Annotated in this window: 17 protein-coding genes and 1 tRNA gene; 7 read left to right on the top strand and 11 right to left on the bottom strand. The window is 41.9% G+C overall.

Annotation, left to right across the window (positions count from 1 at the left end; all coding sequences use genetic code 11):
- The first annotated feature begins 92 nt into the window (after positions 1-92).
- From FME95_RS04655 to pflA, 6 genes are all read left to right on the top strand, one after another.
- Complete coding sequence (locus FME95_RS04655; protein WP_147713250.1) at positions 93-854, top strand: energy-coupling factor ABC transporter ATP-binding protein; 762 nt, start codon at positions 93-95, stop codon at positions 852-854.
- A complete protein-coding gene (locus FME95_RS04660) occupies positions 829-1,443 on the top strand; it encodes an energy-coupling factor transporter transmembrane component T family protein (RefSeq protein WP_147713251.1) in 615 nt (204 codons plus the stop codon). The genes FME95_RS04655 and FME95_RS04660 overlap by 26 nt, the downstream gene beginning before the upstream one ends.
- Positions 1,444-2,031 carry a biotin transporter BioY gene (locus FME95_RS04665; protein ID WP_147713252.1) on the top strand — a complete coding sequence of 196 codons (588 nt, stop codon included), beginning with the start codon at positions 1,444-1,446 and terminating at the stop codon, positions 2,029-2,031.
- Between the two features lie 45 nt (positions 2,032-2,076).
- On the top strand, positions 2,077-2,895 hold the full coding sequence (locus tag FME95_RS04670; RefSeq protein WP_147713253.1) for a BPL-N domain-containing protein: 819 nt from the start codon (positions 2,077-2,079) through the stop codon (positions 2,893-2,895).
- A gap of 949 nt (positions 2,896-3,844) precedes the next feature.
- Positions 3,845-6,130, top strand: a complete 2,286-nt coding sequence (gene pflB / locus FME95_RS04675) for a formate C-acetyltransferase (protein ID WP_147713254.1) — start codon at positions 3,845-3,847, stop codon at positions 6,128-6,130.
- A gap of 228 nt (positions 6,131-6,358) precedes the next feature.
- A complete protein-coding gene (gene pflA, locus FME95_RS04680) occupies positions 6,359-7,099 on the top strand; it encodes a pyruvate formate lyase 1-activating protein (protein ID WP_147713255.1) in 741 nt (246 codons plus the stop codon).
- A 98-nt stretch (positions 7,100-7,197) separates the two neighbouring features.
- On the opposite strand, the gene FME95_RS04685 is transcribed toward pflA, so the two are convergent.
- Positions 7,198-7,578: a hypothetical protein gene (locus FME95_RS04685; protein ID WP_147713256.1), complete on the bottom strand. Its 381-nt coding sequence runs from the start codon at positions 7,576-7,578 to the stop codon at positions 7,198-7,200.
- Between the two features lie 346 nt (positions 7,579-7,924).
- Here FME95_RS04685 and FME95_RS04690 point away from each other — a divergent pair, with 346 nt between their 5' ends.
- Positions 7,925-10,216 carry a hypothetical protein gene (locus tag FME95_RS04690; protein WP_147713257.1) on the top strand — a complete coding sequence of 764 codons (2,292 nt, stop codon included), beginning with the start codon at positions 7,925-7,927 and terminating at the stop codon, positions 10,214-10,216.
- 214 nt (positions 10,217-10,430) lie between these two features.
- Here FME95_RS04690 and FME95_RS04695 read toward each other — a convergent pair whose 3' ends face one another.
- From FME95_RS04695 to FME95_RS04740, 10 genes are all read right to left on the bottom strand, one after another.
- The gene (locus FME95_RS04695) at positions 10,431-10,850 is read right to left on the bottom strand and encodes a hypothetical protein (RefSeq protein ID WP_147713258.1); all 420 of its coding nucleotides are present in this window, start codon (positions 10,848-10,850) and stop codon (positions 10,431-10,433) included.
- Between the two features lie 250 nt (positions 10,851-11,100).
- Positions 11,101-11,487 carry a hypothetical protein gene (locus FME95_RS04700; RefSeq protein WP_147713259.1) on the bottom strand — a complete coding sequence of 129 codons (387 nt, stop codon included), beginning with the start codon at positions 11,485-11,487 and terminating at the stop codon, positions 11,101-11,103.
- The gene (locus FME95_RS04705; protein WP_147713260.1) at positions 11,484-12,233 is read right to left on the bottom strand and encodes a 2-phosphosulfolactate phosphatase; all 750 of its coding nucleotides are present in this window, start codon (positions 12,231-12,233) and stop codon (positions 11,484-11,486) included. The genes FME95_RS04700 and FME95_RS04705 overlap by 4 nt, the downstream gene beginning before the upstream one ends.
- Positions 12,234-12,311: 78 nt before the next feature.
- The gene (locus tag FME95_RS04710; RefSeq protein ID WP_147713261.1) at positions 12,312-12,821 is read right to left on the bottom strand and encodes a GNAT family N-acetyltransferase; all 510 of its coding nucleotides are present in this window, start codon (positions 12,819-12,821) and stop codon (positions 12,312-12,314) included.
- Between the two features lie 82 nt (positions 12,822-12,903).
- Complete coding sequence (locus tag FME95_RS04715) at positions 12,904-13,707, bottom strand: DUF5677 domain-containing protein (protein ID WP_147713262.1); 804 nt, start codon at positions 13,705-13,707, stop codon at positions 12,904-12,906.
- Positions 13,708-13,785: 78 nt separating this feature from the next.
- Positions 13,786-14,505, bottom strand: coding sequence for a hypothetical protein (locus FME95_RS04720; protein WP_147713263.1), 720 nt, complete (start codon positions 14,503-14,505; stop codon positions 13,786-13,788).
- A gap of 140 nt (positions 14,506-14,645) precedes the next feature.
- A complete protein-coding gene (locus FME95_RS04725) occupies positions 14,646-15,068 on the bottom strand; it encodes a hypothetical protein (protein ID WP_147713264.1) in 423 nt (140 codons plus the stop codon).
- Positions 15,069-15,363: 295 nt separating this feature from the next.
- Positions 15,364-15,440: transfer RNA gene (locus FME95_RS04730), tRNA-Val, on the bottom strand.
- A 170-nt stretch (positions 15,441-15,610) separates the two neighbouring features.
- Positions 15,611-15,922: an AzlD domain-containing protein gene (locus tag FME95_RS04735; protein ID WP_147713265.1), complete on the bottom strand. Its 312-nt coding sequence runs from the start codon at positions 15,920-15,922 to the stop codon at positions 15,611-15,613.
- Positions 15,919-16,704, bottom strand: coding sequence for an AzlC family ABC transporter permease (locus FME95_RS04740; protein ID WP_187265442.1), 786 nt, complete (start codon positions 16,702-16,704; stop codon positions 15,919-15,921). Before FME95_RS04740 ends, FME95_RS04735 begins: the two co-directional genes overlap by 4 nt.
- Positions 16,705-16,753 lie beyond the last annotated feature (49 nt).

The following is a 16,753-nucleotide window of genomic DNA, read 5'->3' on the forward strand; positions in this document are numbered from 1 at the left end:
CTGGTCGTGCTTTGCTCGTGGGTTTATGTTTGCGGGTTTGTGCGCCAGCGGCCGTTTTATTTGTTATGAACCCAACTGTGCCGACCAATAATATGAGTAATACGAACAGCGCTGCTAAAGAATGTACCGAGACTGGCTGTGCCATTCGGTTAGATCAGGTTTGTCTGGAAGTGGAAGGCAAGCAGGTAATTAATCAGCTGTCTTTGCAGACGAATGTTCGCCGGCTTGGCGTAATTGGCCGTAATGGTTCGGGCAAGTCTACCCTCTCCCGTTTGCTTTCGGGTTTGATTGATACCACCGCTGGCGAGTTGGAAGTGGCGGGCTTTAACCCATTTAAAGATCGTCGCGCTGCGTTGCGGCAAATCGGGCTGTTGTTTCAGAACCCGGAACATCAAATTATTTTCCCGACGGTGTTAGAAGAGGTGACATTCGGCTTGCGCCAGTTGGGCCAAGATAAAACCCTCGCGACAAATAATGCGCTGCAAGTGCTGGCTGCGTTTGGCAAATCGCATTGGCAAGATGCGCATTGCTCTGCGTTATCTCAGGGGCAAAAACATCTGGTTTGCTTAATGGCGATTGTTGCCATGCAGCCCAATTTAATTATTTTGGATGAACCCTTTGCTGGTTTGGATATTCCAACCAAACGGCAACTGCAACGCTACCTCGATAGCTTTGCTGGCAGCCTTATTCACATCAGCCACGACCCGGATGATCTGCACGGTTACGACCAGCTATTGTGGTTAGAAGCTGGCCAAGTTGCTGCGTTGGGCGAGCCAGACGAAGTAATGCCGCGTTATTTGGCGGCTATGCATGAACTGGGAGAAAGCGATGATATCTCTGACCTCTCCCGTTGAAACCCGCGCGCACCATTGGCCTGCCGGATTAAAACTGGGTTTGTTGAGCCTAGTAACTTTTGGCCTGTTCTTTTTTGATGGCATCATTTTTCACGGCCTGTTTTTGTTATTTGTCTTAATGCTTTATGCATTGCCGGGAATATTGTTTTTAAAAAATGGCTGCAAGCATCTAAAAATTTTATGGCCGTTTGCGTTTATTGTTTTGCTTTGGCATTTAACCACAGGCGAAATTGAACTTGGCTTAACCGTTGTATTCCGCATGATTTCAGCAGTCGGTTTGGCGAATTTAGTCACCATGACGACGCGCCTTTCCGACATGATCGATGTTGTGCATTGGCTGACTCGCCCGTTGCAAAAATTGGGTTTTAACCCACGCATATTAGAGCTGGCAATCGCCTTAGTGATTCGCATGACGCCAGTGCTCGTTGCCAAAGGGAAAAACCTAACTCTCGCTTGGCAAGCTCGTTCCAACCGACGTTCCGGTTGGCGAATCATTTTACCCTTTACTGTCCTCGCGCTTGATGACGCGGACCATGTTGCCGAAGCCCTAAAGGCTCGCGGTGGATTAACCAACCAGGAGAAAAAATAAATGGAAAAAAATATTGCTTACATCGCTTTGTTTGCGGCCTTAATTGCGGCATTGGGTTTGGTACCTAAAATCACCCTTGGCTTTGGCGTGCCGATCACCGCACAAAGCCTTGGTATTATGCTCTGCGGTACTGTATTGGGCGCCAAGCGTGGAGCTTTAGCAGTATTGTTGCTGCTGTTGCTGGTCGCGTTGGGCTTGCCTTTGCTTGCGGGCGGTCGTGGTGGTTTAGGGCTGTTTGTTGGCGCTACTGGTGGCTTCTTAGTTGGCTGGCCGATTGCTGCCTATGTAACTGGCTTGATCGTTGAGAAATGGCGCACTGGCCCTATTGCTGTTGTTGCTGCCATTGCTTCGGTTATTGGCAGTAAGGTGATGTATCTGTTTGGCATTATTGGCATGGCGATCGTATTGGAAAAAACATTGCTCGAGGCCGCTGCGCTGATGCTGGTGTTTATTCCTGGAGATACGATTAAAGCCATTATTGCCGGTTTTCTCACTGCGGCGATAGCCAAAGCTCGCCCAGCAAGTTTGCTGTCGCGCCAAGTTAAAGCAGAGCCAAAACCGGTAACGGCAGAAACAGAAACGGTTTAATTGTGCGGTTTTTACATCTCAAATTATTGAGTTAAGTGAGCTTGCGTGAATATCCAAATTTATAGCGATAATGTTTCGGCGAATCATATTCTCTATTATGCGCTGGCTCGGTTGTGCGGTAAAAAGAATGTTTGCTTTGTTAATGCCCACGAAATTTTAAACGGTTCTTTAACTGCAAATGTTGATTTACTGGTTATGCCCGGCGGTGCCAGCCGTTATAAAACCGATAAACTCAATGGCGCAGCCAACCGACTGATTAAAAGCTATGTTGAACGGGGCGGCCGCTATTTAGGTATTTGTGGCGGCGCCTACATGGCTTGCAAAACAACCAAGTGGGCGCAAGGTCTGCCGCACGAAATTATCACCGAAAACGAATTAGGGTTTTTCCCCGGCGCGGCAATTGGCCCGGTTGAACCATTTGGCCGAGGCGATAATTATAACCAGACCGATGCTCACCTTGTGACGCTGGAATACCAAGGTAAGCCAATCGACTCTCTCTATTTAGGTGGCTGTATTTTCCTGCCTGATGCACCAACCTGCTCTGACAAAATTAGCCATGAAGCAAGTGACGATAGAGTAAGTGACGATAAAAAAAATAACGATAAAATAAGAGGCTATGAAATACTGGCATCTTTTGCCGACTTACCGGAAAAACCTGCCGCCATTGTTGCAGGCCAGTACGGCCAAGGGCTGTGGCTATTGTGCTCAACACACCCAGAATACGATAACCAAGCCATTGAACTGGTCGATTTTGATGTCATCGGTAATCAGTACCAACACTTCTCCCAACTGCCAGACGATACCGATTTAAGTTTGCAGCTGTTAAAAAAATTATTAACCAAGCTTAACCTGCCCTGCTGTTAAGTGAGCTATGTACATTGATTAGCCGTGTTCATTAACATAGTGTAAATATTGACTAACCTAACCTTCAGCATGCGTTTTATCTACTAAAAACCATAGTGTTTTTCACTTACGTAAAGACTCTATTTTTTATACATGGCCAAAAATTTATACGCTGAATCTTTACTATCATCGACCTCCTGCCACCTTTTAATAAATGACATACATCAAAATCCCCTCCCTAATGATTTGATAATTTATGGCTCGTGATTATCAGATTGACATTCAGTATGAGTCGTAATTGATGAATAAATTTAGAAATATCTCAATTATTCGTTCGACTATTTTCGAATCTATATAGGTCGTTACCGGAAATACTTCTATCTTATCTTTGTTTTTTACCATCTCACTCTAAAGCTCAGATAAGCATTTCCATTACTTTCATATTGTTGACAATTTCTGGTTTGTTTTTTGTTGAAGATGATTATTCATTTACATCGCATAGCAATATATTTTTACCATTAAAGCTTTAAAGGAGGTATCTAAATGGCTAATAGAATGAGGCTTTTGCCCTTTCAGTCTACTCCTAAGCAATCAGGTTATACTAAAAATTCCGAACGCAATTGCATCGTATCGTTAATTAAACTAGCGCTTATCCAGCAACTGGTATGCCACTATTTTATGCGTGGTTCGCTTTTCTCACTCGCATTAACAACATCAAAGTTAAGTGCAGAACACTGTCATCTTCGTCATTCTCTGATCAAACCTATTTTAGACAGTATTCGACAGCCCGGTACTGTGCAAAACAACCCTCTGCTTTGCTGACTAAAATTTATTCTTTTTAGTCGATTCCTTACTGCCATTTAAACACGAAATTTTTTCGACACTTTTAGATTTAAATGGAAAGTATCTATAACCGTTTTAAAGAACACCGCTTTTACTATTTAGCTATTTAACTATAAGGGTAAAAATCATGGCAAAACTAAATGAAAAATATGAAACTGCATGGGAAGGTTTCTCGGGAGAAACTTGGAAAAATGAAGTCAATGTCCGTGACTTTATTCAAAATAACTACACACCTTATGAAGGTGATGAAAGCTTCCTAGCGGACGCAACTCCAGCGACCAATAAGCTATGGCAAGAAGTTATGGAAGGCATCAAAATAGAGAACAGCACACATGCGCCTGTCGATTTTGATACCGATATTATTTCAACAATCGTCTCTCACGATGCCGGTTACATTGATAAAGACTTAGAAAAAATCGTCGGTCTGCAAACGGATAAACCTCTTAAACGAGCACTGATTCCTAACGGCGGTATTCGCATGATCGAGAATTCTTGTAAGGTTTATGGCAAAGAACTCGATCCTAAAATTAAAGAAATATTCACTGATTATCGTAAAACTCACAACCAAGGAGTTTTCGATATTTACACTGGCGATATTCTAAAATGTCGTAAATCGGGCATTTTAACAGGCCTGCCAGACGCTTATGGGCGCGGTCGTATTATTGGTGATTATCGACGCATTGCTGTTTACGGCATTGATTACCTAATGGCCGATAAAGCCGAGCAGCATAAAAGCTTAGAAAAAGATTTAGTCGCCGGCACCTCTATCCAAGAAACAGCACAATTACGTGAAGAAATTTTTGATCAATACCGTGCACTAGAACAGATCAAAGAAATGGCCGCTAAATACGGTTATGACATTTCTGGCCCTGCAACCAATGCTGTTGAAGCTATTCAATGGACGTACTTCGGTTACCTAGCGGCGATTAAATCGCAAAATGGTGCGGCAATGTCGTTTGGTCGTACATCGACTTTCTTAGATATCTATATCGAAAAAGATATTCAAGCCGGTAAATTAACCGAACAAGAAGCGCAAGAACTGATCGATCACCTAGTGATGAAATTACGTATGGTTCGCTTCTTACGGACACCAGAATATGATGACCTATTCTCAGGTGACCCAATCTGGGCGACTGAATCTATCGGTGGTATGGGTTTAGACGGTCGTACTTTGGTAACTAAAAACAGCTTCCGTTTCCTACATACGCAATACACCATGGGTGCTTCACCAGAGCCGAACATTACGGTGTTATGGTCTGAACAGCTACCGATGAACTTTAAAAAATATTGCGCGAAAGTCTCTATCGATACCTCGTCCATCCAGTACGAAAACGATGACCTGATGCGTCCTGATTTCAATAGTGATGATTTTGCCATTGCCTGTTGCGTATCACCAATGGTGGTCGGTAAACAGATGCAGTTCTTTGGTGCTCGTGCCAACTTAGCTAAAACCTTGTTGTACTCCATCAATGGTGGTGTTGACGAAAAATCTAAAGCACAGGTTGGCCCTAAAACTTTACCGGCAAATACCGATGAAATTTTAGAGTTTGATAGTGTTTTTGCGAACCTCGACCACTTTATGGATTGGTTAGCAGAAACCTATGTAACGGCACTAAACTGCATTCATTACATGCACGACAAGTACAGTTACGAAGCTGCGCTTATGGCACTGCACGATCGTGATGTTACTCGTACAATGGCCTGTGGTATTGCTGGTCTTTCAATTGCTGCGGACTCACTTTCTGCGATTAAGTATGCAAAAGTAAAACCTATTCGCGATGAAGATGGCATAGCAGTCGATTTTGAGATTGAAGGTGATTACCCTAAATTTGGTAATAATGATCCACGTGTTGATGATATTGCTTGCGATCTTGTTGAGCGCTTCATGAAAAAAATTCAATCACACAATATCTATCGTAACGCGCGCCCAACTCAGTCCATCCTTACAATTACCTCCAATGTTGTCTACGGTAAAAAAACCGGTAATACACCAGATGGACGTCGCGCTGGTATGCCATTCGCACCGGGTGCAAACCCAATGCATGGACGAGACCAGAAAGGTGCCATCGCTTCATTGACATCGGTTTCCAAACTACCGTTTGAATATGCACAGGATGGTATCTCATATACATTTTCTATTGTGCCGAATGCATTGGGTAAAACCGATGATTCGAAAAAAGCAAACCTCGCAGGCATGATGGACGGCTACTTTAAACATACCGATGAATTGGAAGGTGGTCAGCACTTAAATGTGAATGTTCTGAATCGTGAAACACTTCTAGAGGCAATGGATCATCCTGAAAAATATCCTCAGTTAACGATCCGAGTATCAGGCTATGCAGTACGCTTTAACTCGTTGACGAAAGAACAGCAAAACGATGTTGTCTCTCGTACTTTTACTGCAAGCATGTAACTCAAAGCTAATAAAGGGTATATGTGATTTTTTCACGTTGCCCTTTAACTTTTCTATTTTAAATAGGCTAGAACTTATCAGCGCAGTTGTAAAAAACCGCGCTGTTTTTATTCACTTTCCTGCTCAAACTATACACACTTCAAACCAGATATTCCGGCAGAGATTACTGTAAAATATAGACAGTCAGACTTAGAATTTTATACTCCGAATAGATGTAAAGGACCTTTAATGTCAGTCACTGGACACGTTCACTCTATTGAAAGTTGCGGTACCGTTGATGGGCCGGGTATTCGTTTTATTGTTTTTTTGCAAGGTTGTTTAATGCGTTGCAAGTATTGCCATAATCGCGATTCCTGGGATATTAAAACCGGAACTATTATGAGTTCCGATGAAATTGTTAGCGAATTGCTACAGTATCGACATTATATGGCCGCATCGGGTGGCGGTGTCACCCTCTCCGGTGGCGAAGCCATGCTACAACCTGAATTCGTCAAAGATATTTTTACCAAAGCAAAAGCTGAGGGCATTCATACTTGTCTCGATACCAATGGCTTTATTCGAAAAATGGAACCATTAATTGATGAGGTTCTCGATGTAACTGACCTTGTACTTTTAGACATTAAGCAAATGGACGATAGCAAGCATATTGATTTAACCCGCGTCAGTAATAAATATACACTGAGATTTGCTCAGCATTTAGCCCAGCGGAATCAACCAGTTTACCTTCGCTATGTGGTTCTTCCTTCTTATACAGATGCCGATGAAGATGTTAATGCGCTTGGTAAATTTATCGAACCCATGAAGAATATTGAAAAAATTGAACTATTGCCTTATCACGAACTTGGCAAACATAAGTGGCTTGAAATGGGGGAGACTTATCCGCTCGAAGGCATTCATCCGCCAACACCAGAAACGATGGCTAGAGTTAAAGATATTCTTTCGCGATACCATGGCGATATTGTTTATTAACTCGGAAATAATTATAAAATTTATAAATTAGTCGATAACCATAGATTGGATGTACGATAAAATGCATAAATTTTGATAAATCTTTCTGACAGCCGAACTTATTTTTTACGCTGCGACAAAATAATTTTAACCGCCTGAAAAATACCAAGCAACAACAGCCCGCCTCCTGCACCATAGCGAAGATACGGATTACTAATGGTATGCTCCATACCACCTCTACCTATAGTTATCCCTGCAAAAACCAATATTAACCCATAGGTAAATGGGAGTATCATTGCAATGTATGCTTCCGTCTCTTTATTTTGTTCTAGCCTTTGGCTTTCTTGCTCTTTCTGTATCTGCTTAGATCGAGCTAGTAATTTTTCATCAGATAAAATATTCTCAATTTCAGCGACCCTATCTGGATGCGCCTTTCGGTCAATTACCTTCAATACTTCTCGTAACTGGAATTCACTATATTTGTAGTAATCTGGTTTCATAAAATAAACTAATTGGGTAGGTAATTATTCTACATAAGAATATCTTAAAGCTCATAAGCTAAGCAACAAACTAGCTATTGCTTTACCGCCTTGATACTAACAATCCCTCATCAAAAACAAAACGCCAGATAAAACTATGGAATGATTTTTAATAAGTAGTTGCACGTCACTTAAAAGTTAAGCGCCAGTTCTCATATTTTAATATTTTGCCTCAGAGATGAGAAGCCCGTCTAACTATGTGAAACCCCCATCTAAATATAATTTTTAATAAGTAGTAGCTTGAGTGTGTTTTACATCGGCGATTTTTAAATAAATCGATTAACTTTTTATGTTCAGGGCAATAACAATGAAGACTATTTTAAACGCTGCGTTTTTAATTGCGGTAGTAGGTGGATTAGCAGGCTGTTTGGAAGAGCTGGAAGATTTAGAGGATATTATTTCTGAGATAAATGATTCGGAAGGCACATCTATGGATTCGCCTTATAAATTAAGCGAAGGCTGGAAGCATTTTTCTCAATCTGAGGCCTCAAGTGTTTTAAGTACTACTTTTGAGATTCGTCCGGGTAGACTAAACATGGATGGCGTCATCTCCTTATCTAATAGCGATGCCGATAACTCGTCATCGGCCATTGCAAGTGTAAGGTTTTCACCCGACGGTTTTATTGAAGCGCGAGATGCAGATGAATACCGTGCCGATATTGACTTTACGTACGTCGAAGATCAATGGCATGAAATTAAGATAGATGTTGATTTTACAACACGAACCTACGATGTGAGTGCTGCGATTAAGGGAACTCCTTTAACCTTACTCGTTCAGGGCGCTGATTTCAGAGCAGAGGCAGAAGCTATTTCCTCTGTGTCTTATCTTTCACTTTGGACTTCAGGTATAGGTTCTTTAGAACTTGGCAGTCTCATTTGGGATGCAGAATCATTAGATGTTGTCGATTCAGAAAACATTGAACCAGATTATAGAGCGGATAATGGCTGGACACACTCTAATCAAAATTTGATTCAAGGTGACATGACCACAACATTTTTAATGCGCGCAGAATCCGCACTAATGGATGGTTTTGTTGCGCTGACTGCTACTGCAGCTGATGACTTTAATGGGCTTCTAGCCACGGTTAGATTTGCACCTTCAGGACAAATAGATGTTCGCGATGGCGATGAATATCGATCCGATACTGCATTTTATTACAGCCCTGGTGTTTGGTATCAAGTAACCTTTGAAACCAATGTTGTTTCGCGTCTTTATTCGGTATCTGTTGCCGAATATGCAAATGAAATAAATGCCGTTGATTTAATTGTTGATGCCTCTTATAGAACCGGTACGGATGAGACCGCAGGCATTAGCAACCTGGCTTTATGGAGTTCTGATGTTGGCGCGATTGAAATCGCTCAGTTGAGTTGGCCTGAAAGTGATGTTGTTGCAACAGATCCTGAAGAACCAACAGATCCTATCACTGAAGCACCGCTGGTATACGGTGAAAAATGTGAAGTGGTAGAAATAGATGGCAACACCCATTTAAGACACTACGAGTACGAATGGATAGTTCAGGGTGTAGACCATAATGCCGGTGCCTACATTACTGGCGATTGCTGGATAACCGGCCCAGTTGTTGTTGAAAGCGTTACACCAGAACCTTATGCAGATTCAAACGGTTCTATGGCAAACCCAGCAGCAGGACCAGATACTTCTCAAGGCTACGAAGGCGGCTTAGCATTATACGATGCAAGTTTACGTTTAGAGTTTCCTTATTCGGCAGCGGTAAACACTTCGATCGTCTCTTCTGTCACTGACCCAACCTTTGTAGGCACCAATAACCGGCAAGGATGGGTTGTATCTCACGGCATCTTAACGGTTATTCCAACGGTAGCATCAGAGAGCCATTTCAGACCGCCTTATTCGGACCCCGATAAAGAGTCTTACGAATTTACTTTTGCTGATCTGTCGCTGAGCCATATCCCAAGGGTCGATTCAGTAGGCGAAACAACACCATTAGCGGACACGATCATTGAGCAAACCGTTCGCCCTTGGCTCGACCATCATTTTGAATACTTAGGCCGAGGACTTCATGCAATCGATAATATGCCGGGCTATGGCGCAAATGTAACCAGTACTGTTGGTACTGCTTGCTTAGCCTCGACACTGGACTGGCCCGATGAAGATCGTTTAGCGATAACCGCCAACATGGTTCAAATCGGTATCGATAATTACGGCATGATTCAAGTCGGTCAATATTACCCTGCGAATGGTGGACACCACTCAGGACGACTTCTTCCAATCCTTTATGCCGGTAAAGCGCTGAATCATAGTGAGATGCTCAGTGTAACCAGTCGAAGCTACCCAATTGAACATGGCTTTGCGGAAAACTGCCAAACTTATGGTGATGGTCAATATGGTATTCGATATTGCTCAAGAGGTGATGCAAGCACCAACTATGTGACGGTTAATTCGCCAACCTGGGTTGCTCAATCGTTATGTGCACGAATGATTGGTGTTGAAGAGAACTGGAATCACCAGCCGTTTTTTGATTATGTCGAAAACTGGACACAATCATCAGACTTTGGTGACGTCTATGATCCATATAATTATTTCCATAACGATATGTGGTTACAGTATAACTCGGAATATTAAAACTATGGAGCTTCAGGCATTGCCTTAGCTCCTTTCACCAAAAATAAAAAAGTTATATTTTTGTATGGCAGTTTCCGCTGCCATACGAATTAAAAAAACGCTATTTCATAGCTTCATTTTTTAGCTTTATAGCTCATAAAAAATACAGCTCGTAAAAATACAGTCAGTAATAATATTTACTTCCAAACTGAAATTCTGCATCGCCCTTTATCTTTCAAGCCCATTTACTTGACTGGGGCATCTCTAATCCTAATCCATAGATTAAACGAATAATTTGGCCTTCATGCATCGTCTCATGTTCATAAAGACTAGCCAGAATATTTTCAGTACTTTCATTCCAAAGGACATTAGAAAGCACTCTATCAAATCGTTCTTGGGTCTGGCGTAGCGCTAGTTCGTAGCTTAACTTGTCGCTGCCGTCAGCTAAAGAGCAACTAAACCCTTGCCACTTTCCAGCTGCTAATGCTTTAAAATAACTTTCACGAGCACCGACAATACACCAAAGATGATCTTCAATCGTTTTATACTTTGGCACGTCTAATTTTGAAATAAATTGCACCTCAGTCAAAGAGCTAGCAAGTTCACTAAGAACACCAAAACGATCTTTAATGTTTTTTATTACAATTTCTCTCATACGTACCTAGAAATTAACGCTTCCATTTTAGGTTAGTTTATACGTAGTAGAATCTAACCCAAAAAACGGGGTTGTTATATGTTACGCGCGATCTTCATGAGAACCAGATAAAACGCCAACTCAACTCCAATTCTTTTAAGATTTCTCTCGCACGCTTCTAAAGTGCTAGCCCGATTAAAAAGAAAAACGAGCAACGCAGTGTAGATCCTAGCCAACGGGCTAGCGATTGGTTGATAGCTTTGTAATGCATTTAAATACCGGATTCTAATAGTACAACATAACCTAAAATGTTATTGCTAGCCTCAACTTTCAGAGACATCGCTTCACTACTAATCCCTACTGGATTCTGACCAACTCTCTCGTAAACAGCTTCGTAACTATTTCCATTCACCTGAAAGTTTATTTTGTTCTTGTCGCAGCTCCAGATACCAAAATATTCAAGCAGTTCTGCTTCGTTTGCATTGCCAGGTTTCCAGCGCTCATGGTGAAAGATGAGGGAGCTATCTGAATTTAGAAATAGAGTGTATGTGTATTCACTTCCGCGCTCATAACTAAATATAGATTCTTCAATTACACAATTCCCAAACGAATAGGTGGGAATAATTGCCAATAGAAGTGATAGTAGTACTTTACTCATAATTGATGCATAACGTCTTTAGCTTTTTCCTCTTCACCAAAAGGAATCGTAACTTGGACATTTACTTTTTCAAGATTCAAGTTCCCTGTCTCATCACGAACAGATCGCAATGCAAAGCTGAACCTATTAACATCTAAACATAAATCAAAATCTGATGATGGGCACCACGGTTTATCAGGGTCGAAAAATCTTTGTGAGTAAGGAGATTTACGTAAAGTTTCAACGATAGTGGTCTCATCGAACGGCTGGTTTTTTAACAACATCTTAAAGTATTCAGCACACAGGTCATCTTCATCAGATTGGCTTTTAGCCTCAAGCCCCATTTTAACCAGCGTTACCTTATCAGGGCTTCTATCTTTAATGTATTTAGCCGTAGCTTTTGCGTTTACAAATGCTCCGGTGAGAACTTCATCCGCATTTACTGCATTAACTATTCCTTGGGTACCTGCGTGCGTGGTATGGACAACTTTCTTACCTAATAGATTCGCAGCCATAATTTCTGTGGGAGAGTTTCCATAGTCAAAGTCAGGTAACATCTTACCTTTCCTTTCACCAATCAGAATCCCATCATCAATATTTTTCACCAAATCATATGCGTCATCGACATCACCTACAGGGTATATTTTAGAAACACCCTTACTAAAGCAATAACAGGCTACAGAAAAAGCCCGAAAGACATCAATAACAACCGCTATACCTTCAGCACCCCTAGCCCCATCTACAAAATTTACTATTTCTATTTTCATGCTTTCTCTCAGGGTAATTTGAGTATCTAACGCTTGCAGCAGTTATGCGTGATTTTTCGCGTCGGCTGTCCGGATTCGTTACGCATAGGGTGATTCCAAAGAAAAGTTTTCTAGCCCTTCACAGTTGTATAGGTCTACATTTTCAGCTGGCATCATACCTACTTTGCGCAATACAGCTTTGGAGCCTTCATTTTCAACCATTGAAACTCCGTAAAGTACCTTATTCTCGGTATTTTGGAAAAACCAATTGATAAGGGCTTCTGTTGCTTCAGTTATGTAGCCTTTGCCTTCATGTTCACTGACAATACCAAATCGTACGTCTATAAAACTAGGGTTTGGAGCAAACTCAGCACCAACGAAACCCAACTTAATTTCTGGATTCTGTTTTAAAACAATAATAAATGTACCGAAGTTATACTTTTCCCAATGCGAAATTCTTTTTTGGAGATAGTCCAGTTGCTGCTTTGTTGAGTAAGGAGCTTCATTCGGCAAATATTTAGTTTGCTTGGGGCTAGATAGGATGTTCGAAATTACATCTAAGTCAGCCTTTGCTGGTTTTAACAAAAGCAAACGTTCAGTTTTAACCATTTAGTATTTCCAATGTGTAACGCCGCAATAAAGGGCGGCCAACACTCCGGCGTGTTTATACCGGCGATCTTTCATTGCCTTGTTAGGTGATTTCGCACAAACCTTTCGAGTATAAGCTTATTATTTCTTCAGACTCTTCTTTGGCGAATTCTAAGCACCATATTTCACCTATTGTTCTCACCATGTCCGCAATAAATGAAGCCACATATGAAAGAACTAGGCCTGCAAGTGCCTCATGCAACTCTTTTCCGTGAATTCTAGAATGGACTATGGCGCTTATCGCCGACGGTGTAGAGTGAGTATTAGTAGATAGAATTTTGTAAATACCATTGAACGTATCTAAATCCAGCCCTCTACAATCGGATATTTCGGTTTGATTCATATCTGAGCACTTACGACCTTTGAAAATCTGCCTTTGAACCTCAGGCAAAAGGGATTTAAATTTTGCGTTTTCCTTAATTATACTTTTCAGCCTATCGCATTCTTCTTGGAGCAAATCTATACCTTTTTCTTCGGCACCTATAAACTTCGCGATCTGTATTGTAGATTTCTCATCATGAAAATCATAAAGATAGAGTCGAAAGTCTGACACTTCTGTATCAATGCTCTCTATACAGTAATACCAATGCAGGTTAGCAGCTTCAATAAGACTTCTAGAAATCGAGCAGAAAGATGGAAAATCGAATAGTTCTCCTGAATCGGTAAACCTTGAACCAGGAAGCACTCTCAATAGCGATATGCATTCCGGAACAACTTTAGCCAAATAGTGCGTTGATATTTTTTTCCTTCTGTCTTCTGTTTGAATACCATCAAATTGCTGAGACAAGTCGTATGCAATCTCAGTTATAGAATCGAAATCATCTATTAATTCTTGAAGGTTACTCATAATTTAGATGACACCTAACGCCAAGCTAAGGGGCGAAGTGCGCAGCACTTTGTCCCGCTTGAGCGCCTTGTTAAGTGTTTATGGTTCATAAAGAGAGCCATCCGAAACCAAGTTCTCGTAAAACTGGCGATATATTAAAATCTCTTTTTGATATTGCTCGGCTATATTACTTGGCTCCTCCAGTAGCCATAGGCAATATTCGTAGCAGAACCTCATTTTCTTATCTTGTTCTTGTATTAATGACTGTGAGAAATGAGACCACTCATTTCGTGGAAAATTTTGTTTGGCCAGATCAACCTTATCTTTGTGCAGATGAGTATACCATTGAACCCCATCAACGAGATCCTCGAAGAGACGGCATAAACGCAGGACTTCTAGAGCCAGATATTTGGACTTTATTTGACGCTCTTTCAGGTAAGCTCTGTTTATTGAATAGAATGGCTCTTCTTCCCAGTCCATCTGGTTGACTCTGCTGATTGTTTTCCATCTCTTTTCGATCATGCTCTGAAGGAGCTTTAGATGATTCAAATAGTTGGCTATTTGCTCATTGAGCGAGGATTCTCGTCTTGCTTCCTTCAGTTGATGTGTAAGGGAGAAAAATGCAATGGCAGCAGCAATTGCTGCCAAGATGGGGCTAAGCATGTTATTAAAGTAACCGGAAAAACCATGCCATGAAGATGATTCAAAGGAAAATTTACCCCCGCCAATAACACCTATTCCGATTGCGTATGAACCTACAACAATTGCAATCAGTATCACGCTAGCAAGAATTATTATTTTAGGGCTTAGTCTTTCCATAGAATTTCATACTCAAATCGAAGTGGACACTTAACGCTAAGCTCACCTGCACATATTACGGAGAGCATTTTTTTGTAAAATGGAGCTACGCGACATACACAAAAACGAGCGCAACAATATTTGTCAGGCAGGGCTATTTGTTAAGGCTTTGACTCCACAAGTAGAACAAAGGCTCCTTTCCATACTCCATAGGTAACATTATTATTTTGAATAAGATGGGAGTAAATGTACTCCACTTTATTGTTACAACTAATCGTTATGGCTGACACAGGGCCACGACTAAAACCCAATTCTTTGAATGTAGCTCTATAGCTGAATTCAAAATCTTTCTTATCTATTGTGCTCTCTCTAAACACGGGATTGGTACACAAAGATTCTCTTAGTGTAACGGTAGAGCTGGATATAACACCGGATGTACCGATAAGAGGCGTAATATCCTCCATACCTACCGTACTAATTCCCGGAAATTTTGCGTCAGAGACAACCCAACTACCCTCATACCATTTTTCCGCATGAGCAGCAGCTACCGAAAACACCAGAATGATAAGAAGTAGATATTTCATAGTGAACCTTAACAGTTTAATTTACCGCTTAAGCGGCATTGTATGGAGCGGCTTTTCAGGATACTGAACTCTACCTGCTCCTTGAAACAACCTAATATGCTACCCCGTAGGTTAGCCTGTCAATTTGAAACTCCATAAAATACACATAACTGGATTAGTATCCATGCTTTACGAGGCAGTGCAGTAGAACCAAATATGGGGTTTATTGAATGAGCAGCTGAACGCTTGTTTAAGCTGTCTTTTTGGCGGGCGAAAAAAAACGGCGACCTGTAATAGGTCGCCGTTTTTTAGAATTTGGTAGGACTAAGCAGATTTGAACTGCTGACCTCTGCCATGTCAAGGCAGCGCTCTAACCAACTGAGCTATAGTCCTAAAGTGTGGCGTATGATACTTATCTAATTTGTTCTGGCAAGGCTTTTGTTAAAATAATCTTGTTTTTCAGTGTGTTAGCTGGCTTTTAATTGGCTGTCTTATTTACCTGTTCCCCATTTACCTTCAGCGGCGATGTGATGAGCCGCGCTATTGCTTCTTGGCTTGCTCGGCTAAAGTAAATACCTCGCGACACCAAACACTAGGGTGCCAATAAATACCGCTAACAGGACGTTTTTGCTTTTTGCGACCACCAGCGCGGTGGCTATTGCGCCCAGTAAGTAAGGGTTTGTCCATGAAAGTGAAAGCTCACCTTCGGGCAAAAACACAATCGGCGTTAGAATGGCGGTAAGTACCGCGGGCGCTGAATAACTAAGCAAGCGTTTGACTGATTTGTTCAGTTTTAATGGCAGTGCCGGTTCTATAAAAATATAACGGCTGCCAAATACGATAAGCGACATGGCGAGTATGGTTAGTGTGATCACTGCTCGGCTCCTTCTATTATTGGCTTGCTCCCAGTGGATATAGGCTGGCTCTCAGCTGGCTCGGCCGAGGCTTGTTGTTTGTGCTGTAAGCGCGTTTGAAGAGTTTCTGTTAAATATCCCACCAGCATGGCAACTAAGGCAGAAATAAGTAAAGCACTTGGAACGCCAAACCAATGCAGCAGCATAGAAAGCACCAGCGCGGTTAGCACGCAGGCAACAATGGGCGAGCTTTTAATACTCGGCACTACAATGGCGATAAAGGTTGCGGCAACAGCGAAGTCGAGTCCAAGTTGGTCGAGGCCGGTGAATCGGCTGCCTAAGAAGATGCCTACTGAGCTTGCTAAATTCCAAACCAAATAAAACGAAGCGCCTACGCCAAAGGCATACCAACGGTCGAATGCTTCTGGCTTTTGGCTGCCACAAACCGAGAACAGTTCATCGGTGAGTAAAAAGCCGAGCAACAAGCGCCAACGTGTCGGTAAACGGCTTAGCCTATCGCGCATAGCAAGGCTGTATAAAAAGTGTCGTGTCGTAATGATTAATACCGCTAATAGCATGGCGATCATCGCGGTTTGGTTTTTAAACATCTCGGCGGCAACCAGTTGCGCTGAACCGGCAAATAAAACGGCAGACATCATCTGCGCCTGAATAATATTTAAACCGGCATCTACCGCATAAGAGCCAGCAATAACGCCCCACGGAATGACAGCAATAGAAAGCGGCATCGCCGCAGCAGCACCTTTAAACCAACGGCGGCGGCGACTTAGATTAGAACTCGACAATGAAGACCTCGGCTATAAAAATCGACTATAAAATACGTTAACTGCTCGA

The sequence above is a fragment of the Reinekea thalattae genome, assembly GCF_008041945.1.
Lineage (GTDB): Bacteria > Pseudomonadota > Gammaproteobacteria > Pseudomonadales > Natronospirillaceae > Reinekea > Reinekea thalattae.